This window comes from Streptomyces canus (assembly GCF_030816965.1).
GTDB classification, from domain to species: Bacteria; Actinomycetota; Actinomycetes; order Streptomycetales; family Streptomycetaceae; genus Streptomyces; species Streptomyces canus_E.
Genome location: NZ_JAUSYQ010000002.1, coordinates 8,187,358 through 8,202,150, shown reverse-complemented (window position 1 = coordinate 8,202,150; position 14,793 = coordinate 8,187,358). Strand labels below are relative to the sequence as shown.

Annotated in this window: 12 protein-coding genes; 3 read left to right on the top strand and 9 right to left on the bottom strand. The window is 70.8% G+C overall.

Annotation, left to right across the window (positions count from 1 at the left end; all coding sequences use genetic code 11):
• The first annotated feature begins 12 nt into the window (after positions 1-12).
• Positions 13-1,017, top strand: a complete 1,005-nt coding sequence (locus tag QF027_RS38620; RefSeq protein ID WP_307079971.1) for a carboxymuconolactone decarboxylase family protein — start codon at positions 13-15, stop codon at positions 1,015-1,017.
• Between the two features lie 151 nt (positions 1,018-1,168).
• Positions 1,169-1,834 carry a hypothetical protein gene (locus tag QF027_RS38615; RefSeq protein ID WP_307079969.1) on the top strand — a complete coding sequence of 222 codons (666 nt, stop codon included), beginning with the start codon at positions 1,169-1,171 and terminating at the stop codon, positions 1,832-1,834.
• A 55-nt stretch (positions 1,835-1,889) separates the two neighbouring features.
• On the opposite strand, the gene QF027_RS38610 is transcribed toward QF027_RS38615, so the two are convergent.
• The 9 genes from QF027_RS38610 to QF027_RS38570 form a co-directional block, all read right to left on the bottom strand.
• Positions 1,890-3,440, bottom strand: coding sequence for an NCS1 family nucleobase:cation symporter-1 (locus QF027_RS38610; RefSeq protein ID WP_307079967.1), 1,551 nt, complete (start codon positions 3,438-3,440; stop codon positions 1,890-1,892).
• 125 nt (positions 3,441-3,565) lie between these two features.
• A complete protein-coding gene (locus QF027_RS38605) occupies positions 3,566-4,585 on the bottom strand; it encodes a TIGR03842 family LLM class F420-dependent oxidoreductase (protein ID WP_307079965.1) in 1,020 nt (339 codons plus the stop codon).
• A gap of 11 nt (positions 4,586-4,596) precedes the next feature.
• Entirely contained in the window at positions 4,597-6,000 is a 1,404-nt protein-coding gene (gene hydA, locus QF027_RS38600; RefSeq protein ID WP_306974372.1) for a dihydropyrimidinase, read from the bottom strand.
• Between the two features lie 31 nt (positions 6,001-6,031).
• Positions 6,032-6,874, bottom strand: a complete 843-nt coding sequence (locus QF027_RS38595; protein ID WP_164421243.1) for a nitrilase-related carbon-nitrogen hydrolase — start codon at positions 6,872-6,874, stop codon at positions 6,032-6,034.
• A 155-nt stretch (positions 6,875-7,029) separates the two neighbouring features.
• Positions 7,030-8,580 carry a PucR family transcriptional regulator gene (locus QF027_RS38590; RefSeq protein ID WP_306974375.1) on the bottom strand — a complete coding sequence of 517 codons (1,551 nt, stop codon included), beginning with the start codon at positions 8,578-8,580 and terminating at the stop codon, positions 7,030-7,032.
• 23 nt (positions 8,581-8,603) lie between these two features.
• Positions 8,604-9,893, bottom strand: coding sequence for an aspartate aminotransferase family protein (locus QF027_RS38585; RefSeq protein WP_307079963.1), 1,290 nt, complete (start codon positions 9,891-9,893; stop codon positions 8,604-8,606).
• Positions 9,890-10,732: a nitrilase-related carbon-nitrogen hydrolase gene (locus QF027_RS38580; RefSeq protein WP_059209607.1), complete on the bottom strand. Its 843-nt coding sequence runs from the start codon at positions 10,730-10,732 to the stop codon at positions 9,890-9,892. Before QF027_RS38580 ends, QF027_RS38585 begins: the two co-directional genes overlap by 4 nt.
• A 179-nt stretch (positions 10,733-10,911) precedes the next feature.
• Positions 10,912-13,485 carry a hypothetical protein gene (locus QF027_RS38575; protein ID WP_307079962.1) on the bottom strand — a complete coding sequence of 858 codons (2,574 nt, stop codon included), beginning with the start codon at positions 13,483-13,485 and terminating at the stop codon, positions 10,912-10,914.
• 135 nt (positions 13,486-13,620) lie between these two features.
• Positions 13,621-13,872: a helix-turn-helix domain-containing protein gene (locus QF027_RS38570; RefSeq protein WP_020119078.1), complete on the bottom strand. Its 252-nt coding sequence runs from the start codon at positions 13,870-13,872 to the stop codon at positions 13,621-13,623.
• 33 nt (positions 13,873-13,905) lie between these two features.
• Here QF027_RS38570 and map point away from each other — a divergent pair, with 33 nt between their 5' ends.
• A complete protein-coding gene (gene map / locus QF027_RS38565; RefSeq protein ID WP_307079959.1) occupies positions 13,906-14,673 on the top strand; it encodes a type I methionyl aminopeptidase in 768 nt (255 codons plus the stop codon).
• Positions 14,674-14,793: the final 120 nt, after the last annotated feature.

The following is a 14,793-nucleotide window of genomic DNA, read 5'->3' as shown; positions in this document are numbered from 1 at the left end:
ACTCTGCTGTCCATGTCCACACCCTTCCGCTACACCCGGCCCCTGCCGCCCAAGGCCGCCACCGGCCATGTCGCCGAGGTCTACGAGCAGCTGTCCCGCGACTTCGGCATCGACGAACCCGTCACCTTCGTGGTCCTCTCCTCCGCGCCGGAGCTCCTCGCCCCCACGTGGGCGCTGATGCGCGAGTCACTGATCGCGGGCCCCGGCAGCCGCACCGGCAAGGAGCTGGCGGCGCTCGGCGTCTCGCTGGCCAACCGGTGCCCGTTCTGCGTGGACGCGCACACCATGCTGCTGCACGCCACCGGCGACCACGCGCTCGCCGAACGCGTCGCGCGAGGCGAGCGGCCCGAGAACGAGGAGCACGCGCGCGTGCTGGACTGGGGCAGGCACACGCGCGTGCCGGGCGGCCTCGGCGCCGGACCGTACCCGTTCCCGCGCGAGCACGCTCCGGGCTACCTCGGCACGGCGTTCGCCTTCCACTTCATCAACCGGATCGTGTCCGCCCTGCTCACCGAGAACCTGCTGCCGGGCAACGCCCAGCGCTTCCGGGCCGTCCGGAGTCTCGCGGGCCGCACGCTCGCCCGGACCGTGCGCCGACCCGCCCGGCCCGGCGCGTCCCTCGCGCTGCTCGACCTGCCCGACCCCGGTGAAGCCCCGGCGTGGGCGGACGGTACGCCCGTCGGGCTCGCGTACGCGGCGCTGCTCCGGGCGGCCATGCAGGGCGCCCGTCTCCTCGGCATCGAGGACCAGGACCTCGTGGAGGAGACCCTGCTGGACTGGGACGGGTCGCATCCGCCACTCGACCTGAGCGGCTTCCCGGACCGGCGGGAACGCCCCGGCGCGCGTCTGGTGCTGCTGGCCGCGCTCGCGCCGTACCGGATCACCGACGAGGACGTGGCGGCCTGGCGACGGCCCGAGCACACCGACCGGCTTCTGGTGCACCTCGTGGCCTACGGGGCCTTCCTGGCCGTGGACCGCGTCGAATCCGCCCTCTACCGGCCCATCGCCCGGACATAAACGGACACATGACGCATCGACGGCAGGGCGCAGTGACGGCGCAGGTACGGAGCGAGTTCACACTTCCGCCCCACAGGGAGACGTGTGAAACTGGCGTCCCGTCCGCAGTGCGGACTCGTCCGCACCGTCCGTCCCCCACGAAAAGTGCGCCGTGCGAACTCTTTCCCTGCCGCTTGCCCTCACCGCGCGCATCTCGCCCGTCGTCGTGCTCGCCGCGGCGGGCTGGGCGCTGACGTCAGGCCCGGCCACGACGCCGGCCGCCGAGAACGAGTCGGCGCCGCAGTCCGCCGGCGAGACCCCCTCGGGCGCGTCCACGGAAGCAGCCTCGAAGCAGTACGCCGCCGCCCCCGCCCCCTGCGGCAGCATCGGTACGGCTACCATCAAGTCGCTCGTGCCGGGTGCCAAGACGGCCGGCAAGGAGATCCCCTCCACGGACACGTCCCTGCGTCGCACCTGCTCCTGGAACGCGCTCAAGGGGTTCGACTACCGCTGGCTCGACGTCTCCTTCGAGATCACGGAGTCCGACGCGGCGGCCGCCAAGTCGTACAAGGAGAACACCGTCGAGAAGAGCGGCGGCGGGAGTGTGCCCGGGGTCGGCGACGCCGGCTACTCGGTGGTGAACCTCACCACCGAGGACAAGCAGCAGACCCGTGAGGGCGTGGTCATCATCCAGGCGTCCAACGCGCTGGTGACCGTGACGTACAACGGCAGCGACTTCGAGTCGAAGAAGGCGCCCAGCACGGACGAGATCAACAAGGGCGCCATCAAGGCCGCCAAGGAGGCGGTGGCGGCACTGGAGGGCGGCCGGAAGGCCTGAGCCGACAGGCCCGGGCCGAGCCCGACCGCCCTCCACGCGCGCGTGACGCGAACCGTCAGGCCGCGATGCCCTCCTGCTCCCTGCCCTTCGGCAGCATCAGCGCGATGTACAGCAGCAGGGACGCGCTCAGGCCCACCGCCCAGCCGTAGTCGGCCAGTGGCTTGAGGAACGGGATCAGGCCGTCGGTCGGGAAGGGCCCCGTCTTCTTGCCGTCCGCGCCCACCCCCGAGTACGAGCCGCCGACCGCGAGCAGACCGCCCACCACGAAGGCGACGATCGCCCGCCAGTTCCAGCCGTTGGTGTACCAGTAGCGGCCGCCGGGCGTGTACAGGTCTGCGAGGTGCAGGACCGTACGCCGGACGATCCAGTAGTCGGCGATGAGGATGCCCGCGACCGTGCCGAGCAGACCGCCGACCACGCCGAGCCAGGTGAAGATGTAGAACTCCGGCGTGGAGATCAGCTTCCACGGGAAGATCAGGATGCCTACGACACCCGTGATCAGCGCGCCGGTGCGGAAGTTGATGAACTTCGGGGCCAGGTTGGACAGGTCGTACGCCGGTGAGACCACGTTCGCCGCGATGTTCACCGAGATGGTGGCGACCAGCACGATGATCAGCGCGAAGAGCAGCCCGAAGGCGTTGTCCGCCTTGGCCGCCAGCGCGACCGGGTCCCAGATGGCCTCGCCGTAGACGACCTCGGAGCCGGAGGTGACCAGCACGGCGAGGACCGCGAAGAGGGTCATCGTGGTCGGCAGTCCCAGGGACTGGCCCCAGGTCTGCGCCTTCTGACTGGCACCGAAGCGAGTGAAGTCAGGAATGTTCAGGGACAGAGTCGCCCAAAAGCCGATCATTCCCATCAGGGACGGGAAGAAGACCGGCCAGAAGTCGGGGCCCCAGCCCAGCTTCGACGGCTGGTCGAGCAGCGCGCCGAAGCCGTCCGCCTTGACCGCGATCCAGATGAGCAGCACGAGCGCGCCGGCGATCACGAAGGGCGCGGCCCAGTTCTCGAAGTGGCGCAGGAAGTCCATGCCGCGGTAGATGATCGCGATCTGGAGCGCCCAGAACAGCAGGAAGCAGAGCCACAGGGGCCAGGGGTTGCCCGCGATCTTGCTCGCGTTCTCCCAGTGGCCGCCGGTGAGCTTGGAGCCCAGCGCGAAGATGCCGCTGCCGCCGATCCAGGTCTGGATGCCGAACCAGCCGCAGGCCACGGCCGCCCGGATCAGGGCCGGGATGTTGGCGCCGCGCAGCCCGAAGGAGGCGCGGGCCAGGACCGGGAAGGGGATGCCGTACTTGGGTCCGGCGTGCCCGGTGGCCAGCATCGGCAGCAGCACGATGATGTTGGCCAGGGCGATGGTGAACACGGCCTGCTTCCAGTCCATGCCGAGCGCGACCAGGCCGGAGGCCAGGGTCCAGCTGGGGATGCAGTGCGCCATGGAGATCCACAGGGCCGCGAAGTTGTACGTCGTCCACTTGCGCTCGGAGACCGGTACGGGACGCAGGTCCTCGTTGGCGAAGGGGCTGTCGGCGGGGAAGGCCTCGGGGGCTAGCTCGACGCGGCCACCGGCGGGCTGCGATATCGGCGACCCCGTGGGGACTGTTTCGGTCATGGGCAGGCCAATCGATCAGAGCGGGACGGGATAGGCCGTGCGGGGCCTTGGGCCCCTCTCCGCCCCGGGACGGCGGGGAGGAGAGGGGGGAACAAGGTGTGGGGGGTCGCGGGGGGGTTCGGGAGTCAGGCGTTGAGGGCGGGGATGACCTTCGAGCCGTACGCGTCGATGGTCGCCTCCTGGGCGTCGTGCATGTCGTACACGGCGAACTGGTCGACGCCCAGCTCGCGCAGCGCGTTCAGCTTCTCGATGTGCTTCTCGACCGGTCCGACGATGCAGAACCGGTCGACGATCTCGTCGGGCACGAACGCGGTGTCCGGGTTGTCGGCCCGCCCGTGGTGCGAGTAGTCGTACCCCTCACGGGACTTGATGTAATCCGTCAGCTCGTCGGGTACGGCGGCGGAGTGCTCGCCGTACTTGGAGACCAGGTCGGCGACGTGGTTGCCGACCATCCCGCCGAACCAGCGGCACTGCTCGCGCGCGTGGGCGAGTGCCTCGGGGGAGTCGTCCTCGGTGACGTAGGCGGGGGCGGCCACGCAGATCTTGACCTCGTCCGCCGAGCGTCCGGCGGCGACGGCCGCGTCCTTGACCGCCTTCACCATGTACTCGGTCAGGTACAGGTCGGCCAGCTGGAGGATGAACCCGTCGGCCTCCTCACCGGTCATCTTCAGTGCCTTGGGGCCGTACGCCGCCATCCATACCGGGAGTTCGGCGTCCTCCTTGATCCACGGGAACCTGATCACCGTGCCGCCAAGGTCGGCCTCCTGGCCCGAGCCGAGCGCCCTGATGACCTTCATGGCCTCGCTGATCCGCGCCAGTGTGTTGGGCGTACGCCCCGCGACGCGCATCGCGGAGTCGCCGCGGCCGATGCCGCAGACCGTGCGGTTGCCGAACATGTCGTTGAGGGTGGCGAAGGTGGAGGCGGTGACCTCCCAGGTGCGGGTGCCCGGGTTGGTGACCATCGGGCCGACCTTCAACTGCGAGGTGTTCGCCAGGATCTGGCTGTAGATCACGAACGGCTCCTGCCAGAGCACGGCGGAGTCGAACGTCCACCCGTAGGTGAAGCCGTTGCGTTCGGCCCGCTTCATCAGGCTGATGACCTTGGAGGCGGGCGGATCCGTCTGCAGGACGAGTCCGAAGTCCATGTGCGCCACTCCTAGTTGAGGTACTGACAGGTGGAGCGGGGGGTGTAGGTGCCGTGCCCGGCGTGCCCGGTGTACTCCCGCTCGGTGATGACGAGTTCGCCGCGCGAGAGGACCGTCTCGACGCGGCCCGTGAGTCGCTTTCCTTCGTACGCCGAGTAGTCGACGTTCATGTGGTGGGTCTCGGCGGAGATGATCTGCTCGGCGTGCGGGTCGTAGATGACGACGTCGGCGTCGGCGCCCGGGGCGATGGTCCCCTTCTTCGGGTACATGCCGAACATCCGGGCCGGGGTGGCGCAGGCGATCTCGATCCAGCGGCGGCGCGAGATGTGTCCGTCGACGACGGCCTGGTGGAGCAGGTCCATGCGGTTCTCGACGCCGGGGAGGCCGTTGGGGATCTTCGAGAAGTCGCCGCGGCCGAGCTCCTTCTGGCCCACGAAGCAGAAGGGGCAGTGGTCGGTGGAGACGACCTGGAGGTCGTTGGTGCGCAGCCCCTGCCAGAGCTTGGCCTGGTGTTCCTTCGGCCTCAAGGGAGTTGAGCACACGTACTTCGAGCCCTCGAAGTCCGGCTCCGCGAGGTTGTCCGTCGACAGGAACAGATACTGCGGGCAGGTCTCGCCGAAGACGTTGAGCCCCTCGTCGCGCGCGCGGGCCAGCTCGGCCACTGCCTCCATGGCCGAGACGTGCACGACGTACAGGGGCGCGCCGGCGACCTGCGCGAGCTTGATGGCACGGTGGGTGGCCTCGGCCTCGAGGAGGGCCTTGCGTACCTCGCCGTGGTAGCGGGGGTCGGTCTCGCCGCGCGCCAGCGCCTGCTCGACCAGCACGTCGATCGCGATGCCGTTCTCGGCGTGCATCATGATCAGGCCGCCGTTCTCGGCGGAGCGCTGCATGGCGCGCAGGATCTGGCCGTCGTCGGAGTAGAAGACGCCGGGGTAGGCCATGAACTGCTTGAAGGAGGTGACCCCCTCCTCCACCAGCAGGTCCATCTCCTTGAGCGTCTCCTGGTTCACATCGGAGACGATCATGTGGAAGCCGTAGTCGATGGCGCAGTTGCCCTCGGCCTTGGCGTGCCAGGCGTCCAGGCCCTCGCGCAGGGTGTGGCCGACGCTCTGCACGGCGAAGTCGACGATGGTGGTCGTACCGCCCCAGGCGGCGGCCCGGGTGCCGGTCTCGAAGGTGTCGGAGGCGAAGGTGCCGCCGAACGGCAGCTCCATGTGGGTGTGGGCGTCGACGCCACCGGGGATGACGTACTTCCCGGTGGCGTCGATGGTCCGGTCGGCTGTGAACGACTCGGCTGCCGAGGTGCCCGAGGCGGCGAGGGCGGCGATGCGGCCGTCCTCGATCAGCACGTCGGCGTGGATCTCGTCGGACGCGGTGATGACGAGGCCACCGCGGATGACGGTACGGCTGCTCATGTTCCCTCTCCTGCCAGAGTGGACGGTTCGGTCAGGGTGCGGTCAGCGGGGGGTAGGCGTCCGGACGGCGGTCGCGGTAGAACTGCCAGCGGTCGCGGACTTCCCGCAGCTTGGCCATGTCCAGGTCCCGGACGACCAGTTCGGTCTCCTTGTCGCTCGCCACCTCGCCGACGAACTGGGCTTCCGGGTCGACGAAGTACGTCGTTCCGTAGAAGTCGTTGTCGCCCAGCTCCTCGACGCCCACCCGGTTGATGGCGCCGACGAAGTACTCGTTGGCGACGGCCGCGGCCGGCTGCTCCAGCTGCCACAGATAGGCGGACAGACCGCGCGAGGTGGCCGACGGGTTGAAGACGATCTCTGCGCCGGCCAGGCCCAACGCCCGCCAGCCCTCGGGGAAGTGGCGGTCGTAGCAGATGTACACACCGATCCTCCCGACCTTGGTGTCGAAGATCGGCCAGCCGAGGTTGCCGGGGCGGAAGTAGAACTTCTCCCAGAATCCCGGCACTTGGGGTATGTGGTGCTTGCGGTACTTGCCGAGGTACGAGCCGTCCGCATCGATCACGGCGGCGGTGTTGTAGAGGACGCCGGGCTGCTCCTCCTCGTACATCGGCAGGATGAGGACGATGCCCAGTTCCTTGGCCAGCGCCTGGAATCGCTTGACGATCGGGCCGTCCGGAATCTGCTCGGCGTACTCGTAGAACGCCTTGTCCTGGACCTGGCAGAAGTACGGTCCGTAGAACAGCTCCTGGAAGCACAGGACCTGAGCACCCTGCGCGGCCGCGTCCCGGGCCGCCTGCTCGTGTACCTGGATCATCGACTCCTTGTCGCCCGTCCACGCGGTCTGGAAGAGGGCGGCACGAATCACTCTGCTCATCGGGACCTCCGGTCACTCGGTGTGCGAGAAGACTAGGAAGTCCGAAAACCGGCTTTGAGTTGCACGGTGTCACGTCTGCGGACCTTGGGCGTGTCACGGTGTCACCCTGTCGTGAGCCCATGTTTCACCGCCGTTTTCCCAGGTCGTGGCATGTTTCAGCCCTGTTGCGCGTCGTGTGCGAGAAGCGCGATGTGCACCGAGGCCGCCTGTTCGAAGTCGTCGAGGTCGACGCCGAGCCGGCCCTGTATCGCTTCCAGCCGCCGGTAGAGCGCGGGGCGGGAGACGTGGTGGAGCTGGGCGGTGCGGGACTTGTTGCGGCCGGTGGCGAGATAGGTGCGCAGCACCGCCAGCAGATCCTCTCCCGCCCCGCACAGCAGCCCGTCCAGCTCGCGTTCGGCGAAGGACTGGACGTGCGGGTCGTCGCGCAACAGCCGGACCAGACCGCGCAGATGGACGTCCTTGAGGCGGACCACAGGCGGGAGATCGAGGACCCCCGAGGCGACGGCTTCCGCGACATGCCGGGCCTCACGCATACCGGCGGGAACGTCGTCCCAGGCGGTCCTGGGATCCGCTGCCGCCACGACCGTCCGCGACAGCCGGGCCGCGAAGTTCGCCGTGAGCACCGTGGCGTCCTGGTCCCGGGCCAGGCTCAGCAGTACGGCGGTGGCCCCGTCGGCGAGCTCGGCGACGATGCCGGGCAAGCCCAACAGGCGTAGCACCCGGTCGAGTTCGGCCGGATCACCGTCCCGGACGACGAGCGGTACGAAGGTGCGCCGGTTGACCGGCAGTCCGGCCGCCCGCGCGCGGGGCAGTAGCTGCCTCGCCGGTACGACCCCGCTGACCAGGTCGGTCAGCAGGCTCTGCGCGGACTGCTCCTCCCAGGTGTGGGCGGAGGTGCCGCCCAGCATGCGGTGCAGGACGAGGGCCTCGGCGGCACGGTCGGCGAGCAGCCGCCCGGTGGCGGTGTCACCCCGGTAGCCGCACAGCATGATCTGACCCCAGCGCTCCCCGCGCCCGCCCAGTTCGGCGCGGATCCAGCCGTCGCCCTCGCTGCCGCCGGCCTGGCGGGCGATGCGTTCCCAGTCGCGCAGCACGTCGTCCACCGCGGAGCGCTCCCCCGCGGTGGCGAGGACGCGGTGGGCGAGGTTGGTGACGACGACGGGACAGCCGCTGTGGTGGGCGATCTCGTCCAGCATCCGCTGGAGCGGGGCGCCCGCGGTGATGAGTCCGGTGAGGGCGGTGCGGACGGCCTCGGACATGCTGACGGCGGCGAACTTCCGCCGCACGAGCCGGGCTTGGACCTCCTCCGTCAACTCGGCGAAGGGGAAGGGCCGGTGCAGGACGACCATGGGCAGCCCGCACCGCTCGGCGGCCCGGCGCATCACATCCGGCGGGGACGGGAAGGCGCGGCCGAGTCCGAGGACCACGGCCGCGGCCTCCGCGCGGTGCAGGGACCGGATGTACTCGGCCTGCTTGTCGTCGTCCCCGGCGAGCAGCACACCGGTGGTGAGGACCATCTCGCCGCCGCTGAGCATCACGCCGACGTCGGCGGCCTCCGCGACGTGCACCCAGCGCACGGCCCGGTCGAGCTGTCCGGCACCGGCCACCACCTCGGGCTCCCCGGCGAGGACCCGTTCCAGCATGAGGACCTGACGGACCGACAGGGTCGGCGCCAAGGACTCCAGGGGCTCCAAGGTGGTGCTCATGTCGGTGTTCCCTTGCTGTGGACCTACTGGATGGTGCTCCTCAGAGCGTGTTCGAGGATCGCGGCGCCCTCTTCGGCCTCCGCGACGGTCAGGGACAGGGGCGGGGCGATCCGCAGGGCGCTGGTGTTGTGCCCGCCGCCCTTGCCGAGGAGCAGCCCCTCGGCGCGGGCCGCCTCCAGCACGGCGGACGCGGCCTGCGGGTCGGCCTCGTCGGTGCCGGGCTTCACCAGCTCGACGCCGAGCATCAGCCCGCGCCCGCGCACCTCCCGTACGCCCGGGACCTGCGCCGCGACGGCCCGCAGCCGCTCGATCAGCAGCCCGCCGACGCGCCGGGCGTTGCCCTGCAGGTCGTGTTCCAGGAGATACGTCAGGTTCGCGAGGCCGGCCGCCATGGTGATCTGGGTACCGCCGAACGTCGAAATGCTGTTGGAGTCCAGGCAGTTCATGATCTCGGCGCGGGCCACCACCCCGCCGATGGACATGCCGTTGCCGATGCCCTTGGCGAAGGTGAGGATGTCCGGCGGGCCGGACTGCCCGTGCGCCTGCCAGCCCCAGAAGTGGTCGCCGGTGCGGCCCCAGCCGGTCTGCACCTCGTCGGCGATCCACAGGATGCCGTGCTCGTCGAGCACCTCGCGGAAGGCCGCGTAGAGGCCGTCGGGCGGGGAGGTGAAGCCGCCGACACCCTGGATCGGTTCGGCGATCAGGGCGGCGGGCGGGCGGGTGTGGCCGAGCAGGTCCTTGAGGTCGTCGACGCAGGCCGCGGTGAAGTCGTCGTCGCCGAGGGAGGCGTACGGGCCGCGGGTGCGCACGCCTCCGTGGACGTACAGCGTCTGCAGCGGGGACAGCGAGGTGGGTGACCAGCCGCGGTTGCCGGTGATGCCGACCGCGCTGAAGGAGCGGCCGTGGTAGCTGTTGCGCATCGCCAGGATGGTGTTGCTGCGGCGGTAGGTCGTGGCGAGCAGCAGGGCGGTGTCGTTGGCCTCGGTGCCGGACGTGGTGAAGAAGACGCGGGCGTCCGGGATGTCGGACAACTGGGCGATGCGCTCGGCGAGTTCGACCATCGGCCGGTTCAGGTACAGGGTCGACGAGTGGATGATCCGCCCGGCCTGTTCGCTCACCGCCTTGGTGATCTCGGGCAGGGCGTGCGCGGTCATCGTGGTCAGGATGCCGCCGAAGAAGTCGAGGTACTTGTTGCCCTCGGCGTCCCACACGTACCGGCCCTCGCCGTGTGTGATCTCCAGAGGGTCCTCGTAGTAGAGGGCGAGCCAGTCAGGCAGGACGGCACGGTGACGTCCCAGCAGGTCCTCGGTCACGGCTGCACCAGCCCTTCGTAGGCGTCGGGGCGGCGGTCGCGGTAGAACGCCCACTGCTGCCGCACTTCGTCGACGAGGTCGAAGTCCAGGTCGCGGACGACCAGTTCCTCCTCCTTGTCGCTCGCCGTGTCCCCGACGAACTGACCGCGCGGGTCGACGAAGTACGACGTTCCGTAGAAGTCGTTGTCGCCGTACTCCTCGACGCCGACCCGGTTGATCGCGGCGACGAAGTACTCGTTGGCGACGGCGGCCGCGGGCTGCTCCAGGCGCCACAGGTGGGAGGAGAGTCCGCGGTGCGTGGCGGACGGGTTGTAGACGAGCTGGGCGCCGTTCAGGCCCAGCTGCCGCCAGCCCTCCGGGAAGTGGCGGTCGTAGCAGATGTAGACGCCGACCTTGCCGACGGCCGTGTCGAAGACCGGCCAGCCGAGGTTGCCGGGCTTGAAGTAGTACTTCTCCCAGAAGCCCTTGACCTGCGGGATGTGGTGCTTGCGGTACTTGCCGAGGACGCTGCCGTCGGCGTCGATCACGACCGCGGTGTTGTAGTAGAAGCCGGACTGCTCGACCTCGAACACCGGCACGACGATCACCATGCCGGTCTCGCGGGCGAGTTCCTGCATACGACTCGTGGTGGGGCCGTCGGGCACCGGCTCGGCCCAGCGGTAGTGCTCCGGTTCCTGGACCTGGCAGAAGTAGGGGGCGTTGAACACTTCCTGGAACCCGATGATCTTCGCGCCCTGTCGGGCCGCCTCGCGGGCGTGCTCCTCGTGTTTCGCCACCATGGACTCGGTGTCGCCGGTCCAGGTGGCCTGGACCAGAGCGGCACGTACGACGTTGGCCATGAGCTGCTCCTTCGGCGGGACGTCAGAGCCTCTACGCCCGTAGATGTAGCCGTAGAGGGACGAACGTAAGCCTCCTGGAGAGGCTTGCCAAGACCATTGTCGTTAACCCGCGAAGTCGATCACGTTTCACACTCCAGTGGAGGAGTGACGTGGCCGGTCAGCGGGTCGTGGGCGACCTGTCAGGCGGAGAATCCGGCGACCCGCAGCGCGTGGACCAGGTCCCAGTGCCGCTCGTCCGAGACGCCTCGCGCGGCGGCCAGCAGGAGCGGGACGAGGGTCTGCGGGCCGGGCTCGGCGCTGCGGGCGGCCTCCTCGGGGGTGCGGACCCGGACGTAGGCGTCGAGAAGCGCGGAGACCTCGCGACGGCGGCCCTCGGCGACCAGCCCGAGCACGGCGGCGCCGATCTCACCCGCGGGCCGTGCGACGCCCTGCCGGAGCACCTGTTCCCCGTCCGCGCCCCGCCCGGCCGCGACCAGCGCGTCGGCTGCCGCCACCAGCCGGTCGGCGGGCAGCGAGGCGGCCTCCCACAGCAGGCTCGCCCAGTCGGCGCGGAGCCCGGCGTGCTGAAGCTCCGCGGCGATCAGCGGAAAACGGTCGGCGGGCCAGTGGGCGACCTCGGCGAGCAGCGCGTGCGCCTCACCGGTCCGGCCCTCCGCGCGCAGCCGCGTCAGCGTCGCGACGGTGTCGGCGGTCTCCCTCCGCGCAGCCGCGTCCAACGACTCGGCCCGCTGTTCCGACCGCTCCTTCGCCTCCTCCGCGGCCCCGGCGAAACGGGCCCCGCGGAGGGAGCGCCCCGTCGACACGGGCCCCGTGGGCAGATCGGGGACGGCCGCCGGGGGTACGACGACGGGGGCGCCGCCTTCCTCGGCCATACCGGCGAAACGGGCGCTGCCACGGCGGCGCTTGCGCTTGTTCGTCGGGGTGGGGGCCTCCGGCGGTTGGGCGGCGGGGGTCGGCTGTTGCGGGGTCTCCGCGCCGGGCCGGGGTGCGCGGCCGGTGCGCGTGACTGCGGGCGGCGCCTGCTGATACGGGGCGTACGTCGTGTGGGCCGCGTCGGCCTCGCTGTGCTGGTGCGGGCCGGGGCGGCTTGCGTCGGCGGGATGCGGGCTGTATCCCGGACGGGCCGCTTCGGTGGAGCTCGACCACTGCGGGGCACGGCCCGCACTGTCCACCTCAGCGGGAGCCGACCATGGCGGGGTGCGTCCCGCACGGACCGCATCGGCGGAGCCCGACCACAGCGGGGCACGTCCCGCACCGTCCACCTCAGCGGGAGCCGACCCCTGCGGGGGGTGCCCCGCGCCGTCCTCCCCGGCGGGAGCCGACCCCTGCGGGGCGTGCCCCGAGCGAGGGGCTTCGGCAGCACCCGACCAGCGCGGCGCGCGCCCCGGACCGTCCAGCCCAGCAGAAGCCGACCCCTGCACGGCATGGCCCGGACGAGCCTCTTCGGCAGCACCCGACCACCGCGGCGCGCGCCCCGGACCAGTCACCCCGGCAGAAGCCGACCGCTGCGGGGCATGCCCCGAGCGGGCCGCTTCGGCGGGGTCCGGCCACTGCTCGACGGGGCCGCCGCGGGTCGCCTCGGTGCCTGTGGTCGACGTGGTGTCGCGCTGCTGGGGCATGTTGGGGAAGTCGGCGCTTCGGCCGTCGGCTCCGCGGGCGCCCGACTCGTGGCCGCCGAATCCAGTCCCGGCATCCCCGTAGTGGCCGGCTTCACGCCCCCTGACCCCGGTGTCACCGGCTACGTGCCCGCCCCTCTCAGCAACGTCACCCCCGTAGCCGCCCTGCCCACGCCCAGCACCGCCCGCTCCGTGCCCGCTCTCCCCGGACGCGTCGTCCCCGTAGCCGCCCAGCCCACGTCCACCACCCCCGGTACCGCCCGCTCCATTTCCGCCGACCCCAGCGGCCTCACCCCCGTAGCCGCCCAGCCCACGCCCAGCACCGCCCGCTCCGTGCCCGCTCTCCCCGGACGCGTCGTCCCCGTAGCCGCCCTGCCCACGTCCACCACCCGCTCCATCCCCGCCGGCCCCAGCAGCCTCACCCCCGTAGCCACCCGGTCCACGTCCACCACGCCCAGTACCGCCCGCTCCATTTCCGCCGACCCCAGCGACGTCACCCCCGTAGCGGTCCGCAAGCCTGCCGCCCCCGGTGCCCCCGGATGCGGCGTCCCCGTCCCCGTACGCCCCCTGGAACACTCCCCCGTCCGCGACCTGCCCCCGCCGGATCGCCCGGCCCCGGCCGCCGAGCGAACGGCCGTCCAACTCGGCCATCCGGGACTGGAGTTCGGCGCAGCGGCGGACAGCGCGCTCGTGGTCGTCGCGGGCCCAGGCGAGGTCCAGGCGGATGGCGTCGGCTTCCTCCTGGGTGGTGGCGTTGGCGAGCAGGCGGCCCAACTCGGCCTGCCGTTCCGCGGCGTAGCGCTGTTCGCGGAGCATGACGTCGAAGCGGTCGCCGAGGGCGTCCCGGCCGCCGGGGCGGGCGTCGTGGGCGGTCTGGGCAGCGGCGTGCAGGGGGCGGGCCCGCTCCGCCTCGACGTGGGCCACCTCGGGGCCGTACTCCGTGGCGAGGTCCTGCAGGAGCGCCTCGACCACGTCCCAGGGCGGCACTTCGCGGCCGTCGAGGCAGGCTTGCATACCGTCGGGGTCGCGCTGCCAGAACACCGCGCACCAGCCGCCGCCCTGATCCAGGCGCGCGAGCAAGCCGTCCAGGTAGGCCACGAACTCCCGCAGCCGCCCCGGGAGTTGATCCACTGCCATCGCTCAACTCCCGTTAGACCGGAGCACTCCGGTCCGTAAGGCAACACCAGCAGTGTTACGAACGGGCTACAGCCAGTTTGCAAAGGAGCAGCAGGAGCCTCCTGGCGCGATCCCGGACCGGTGAGCGAACTCCCGTCACACGCCCGCCAACTCGCACAGTCCGGCCAGCTCGTCCATGGAGAGCCCGAGGGCCCGGGCAAGCGCGGCCACCGTGAAGAACGCCGGCGTGGGAGCCCGCCCGGTCTCGATCTTCCGGAGGGTCTCCGGGGAGATCCCGGCACTCGCCGCGACCTCGGCCATACTGCGGCCGCCACGGGCTTCGCGCAGCAGCCGGCCGAGCCGCTCGCCGCGTTCGTGTTCTTCGGGAGTAAGAGGGGTGCGCACCATGACGCCCATTCTAATACCGGTATAGTAATTGGCATGGTGGAGCTGAAGACAGACACATCGATCGAGGCCATGTACGAGGCGGGACAGGTGGTCGGGCGCGCCCTGACCGCCGTACAGAAAGCCGCTGACGTGGGCGTTTCCCTGTGGGAACTGGACGAGGTGGCCCGTGAGGTGCTGCGGGAGGCCGGGGCGTCCTCACCCTTCCTCGGTTATCGCCCCACCTTCGCGACCACCCCCTTCCCCGCCGTCATCTGCGCCTCCGTGAACGACGCGATCGTGCACGGCATCCCCACCGGCTACCGGCTGCGCGACGGCGACCTCGTCTCGATCGACTGCGGTGCCCAACTCGGCGGCTGGGCCGGTGATTCGGCGATCAGTTTCACGGTCGGCAGGCCGCGCCCCGCAGACGTCCGGCTGATCGAGACCGCGGAGCAGGCGCTGGCGGCCGGGATCGCGGCGGCGGTCGTGGGCAACCGCATCGGGGACATCGCGCACGCGATCGGCACGGTGTGCCGCGACGGTGGCTACGGCATCATGGACGACTTCGGCGGACACGGCATCGGCCGCCGTATGCACGAGGACCCGCCGGTGCCGAACGAAGGGCGCCCGGGACGGGGTCTCGCCCTGCGGCACGGCATGGTGCTCGCGATCGAGCCGATGCTCATCGCCGGCGGCACGGACGAGTACCACGCCGCGCCGGACGGCTGGACGCTGAAGACCAACGACGGTTCGCGGGCGGCACACACCGAGCACACCGTGGCGATCACGGACGCGGGCCCGCGCGTCCTGACGGCACGCTGAGTCGACTTGCGTCCCCTCGGGGAGTTGAGGGGTGCGTTCCTCCTCAGGGGCGGCCGGAGCACGTACGAGGTCGACACGTGCTCGGCGGAGCCGGGTCAACTCGCCCTGCACACGAGGGCG

What these genes read in the sequence shown, in the direction of transcription:
- QF027_RS38620 (WP_307079971.1), top strand. Translation starts at nt 13, where the DNA reads ATGTCCACACCCTTCCGCTACACCCGGCCCCTGCCGCCCAAGGCCGCC.
- QF027_RS38610 (WP_307079967.1), bottom strand. Translation starts at nt 3,440, where the DNA reads ATGACCGAAACAGTCCCCACGGGGTCGCCGATATCGCAGCCCGCCGGT.
- QF027_RS38605 (WP_307079965.1), bottom strand. Translation starts at nt 4,585, where the DNA reads ATGGACTTCGGACTCGTCCTGCAGACGGATCCGCCCGCCTCCAAGGTC.
- hydA (WP_306974372.1), bottom strand. Translation starts at nt 6,000, where the DNA reads ATGAGCAGCCGTACCGTCATCCGCGGTGGCCTCGTCATCACCGCGTCC.
- QF027_RS38595 (WP_164421243.1), bottom strand. Translation starts at nt 6,874, where the DNA reads ATGAGCAGAGTGATTCGTGCCGCCCTCTTCCAGACCGCGTGGACGGGC.
- QF027_RS38590 (WP_306974375.1), bottom strand. Translation starts at nt 8,580, where the DNA reads ATGAGCACCACCTTGGAGCCCCTGGAGTCCTTGGCGCCGACCCTGTCG.
- QF027_RS38580 (WP_059209607.1), bottom strand. Translation starts at nt 10,732, where the DNA reads ATGGCCAACGTCGTACGTGCCGCTCTGGTCCAGGCCACCTGGACCGGC.
- QF027_RS38575 (WP_307079962.1), bottom strand. Translation starts at nt 13,485, where the DNA reads ATGGCAGTGGATCAACTCCCGGGGCGGCTGCGGGAGTTCGTGGCCTAC.
- QF027_RS38570 (WP_020119078.1), bottom strand. Translation starts at nt 13,872, where the DNA reads ATGGTGCGCACCCCTCTTACTCCCGAAGAACACGAACGCGGCGAGCGG.
- map (WP_307079959.1), top strand. Translation starts at nt 13,906, where the DNA reads ATGGTGGAGCTGAAGACAGACACATCGATCGAGGCCATGTACGAGGCG.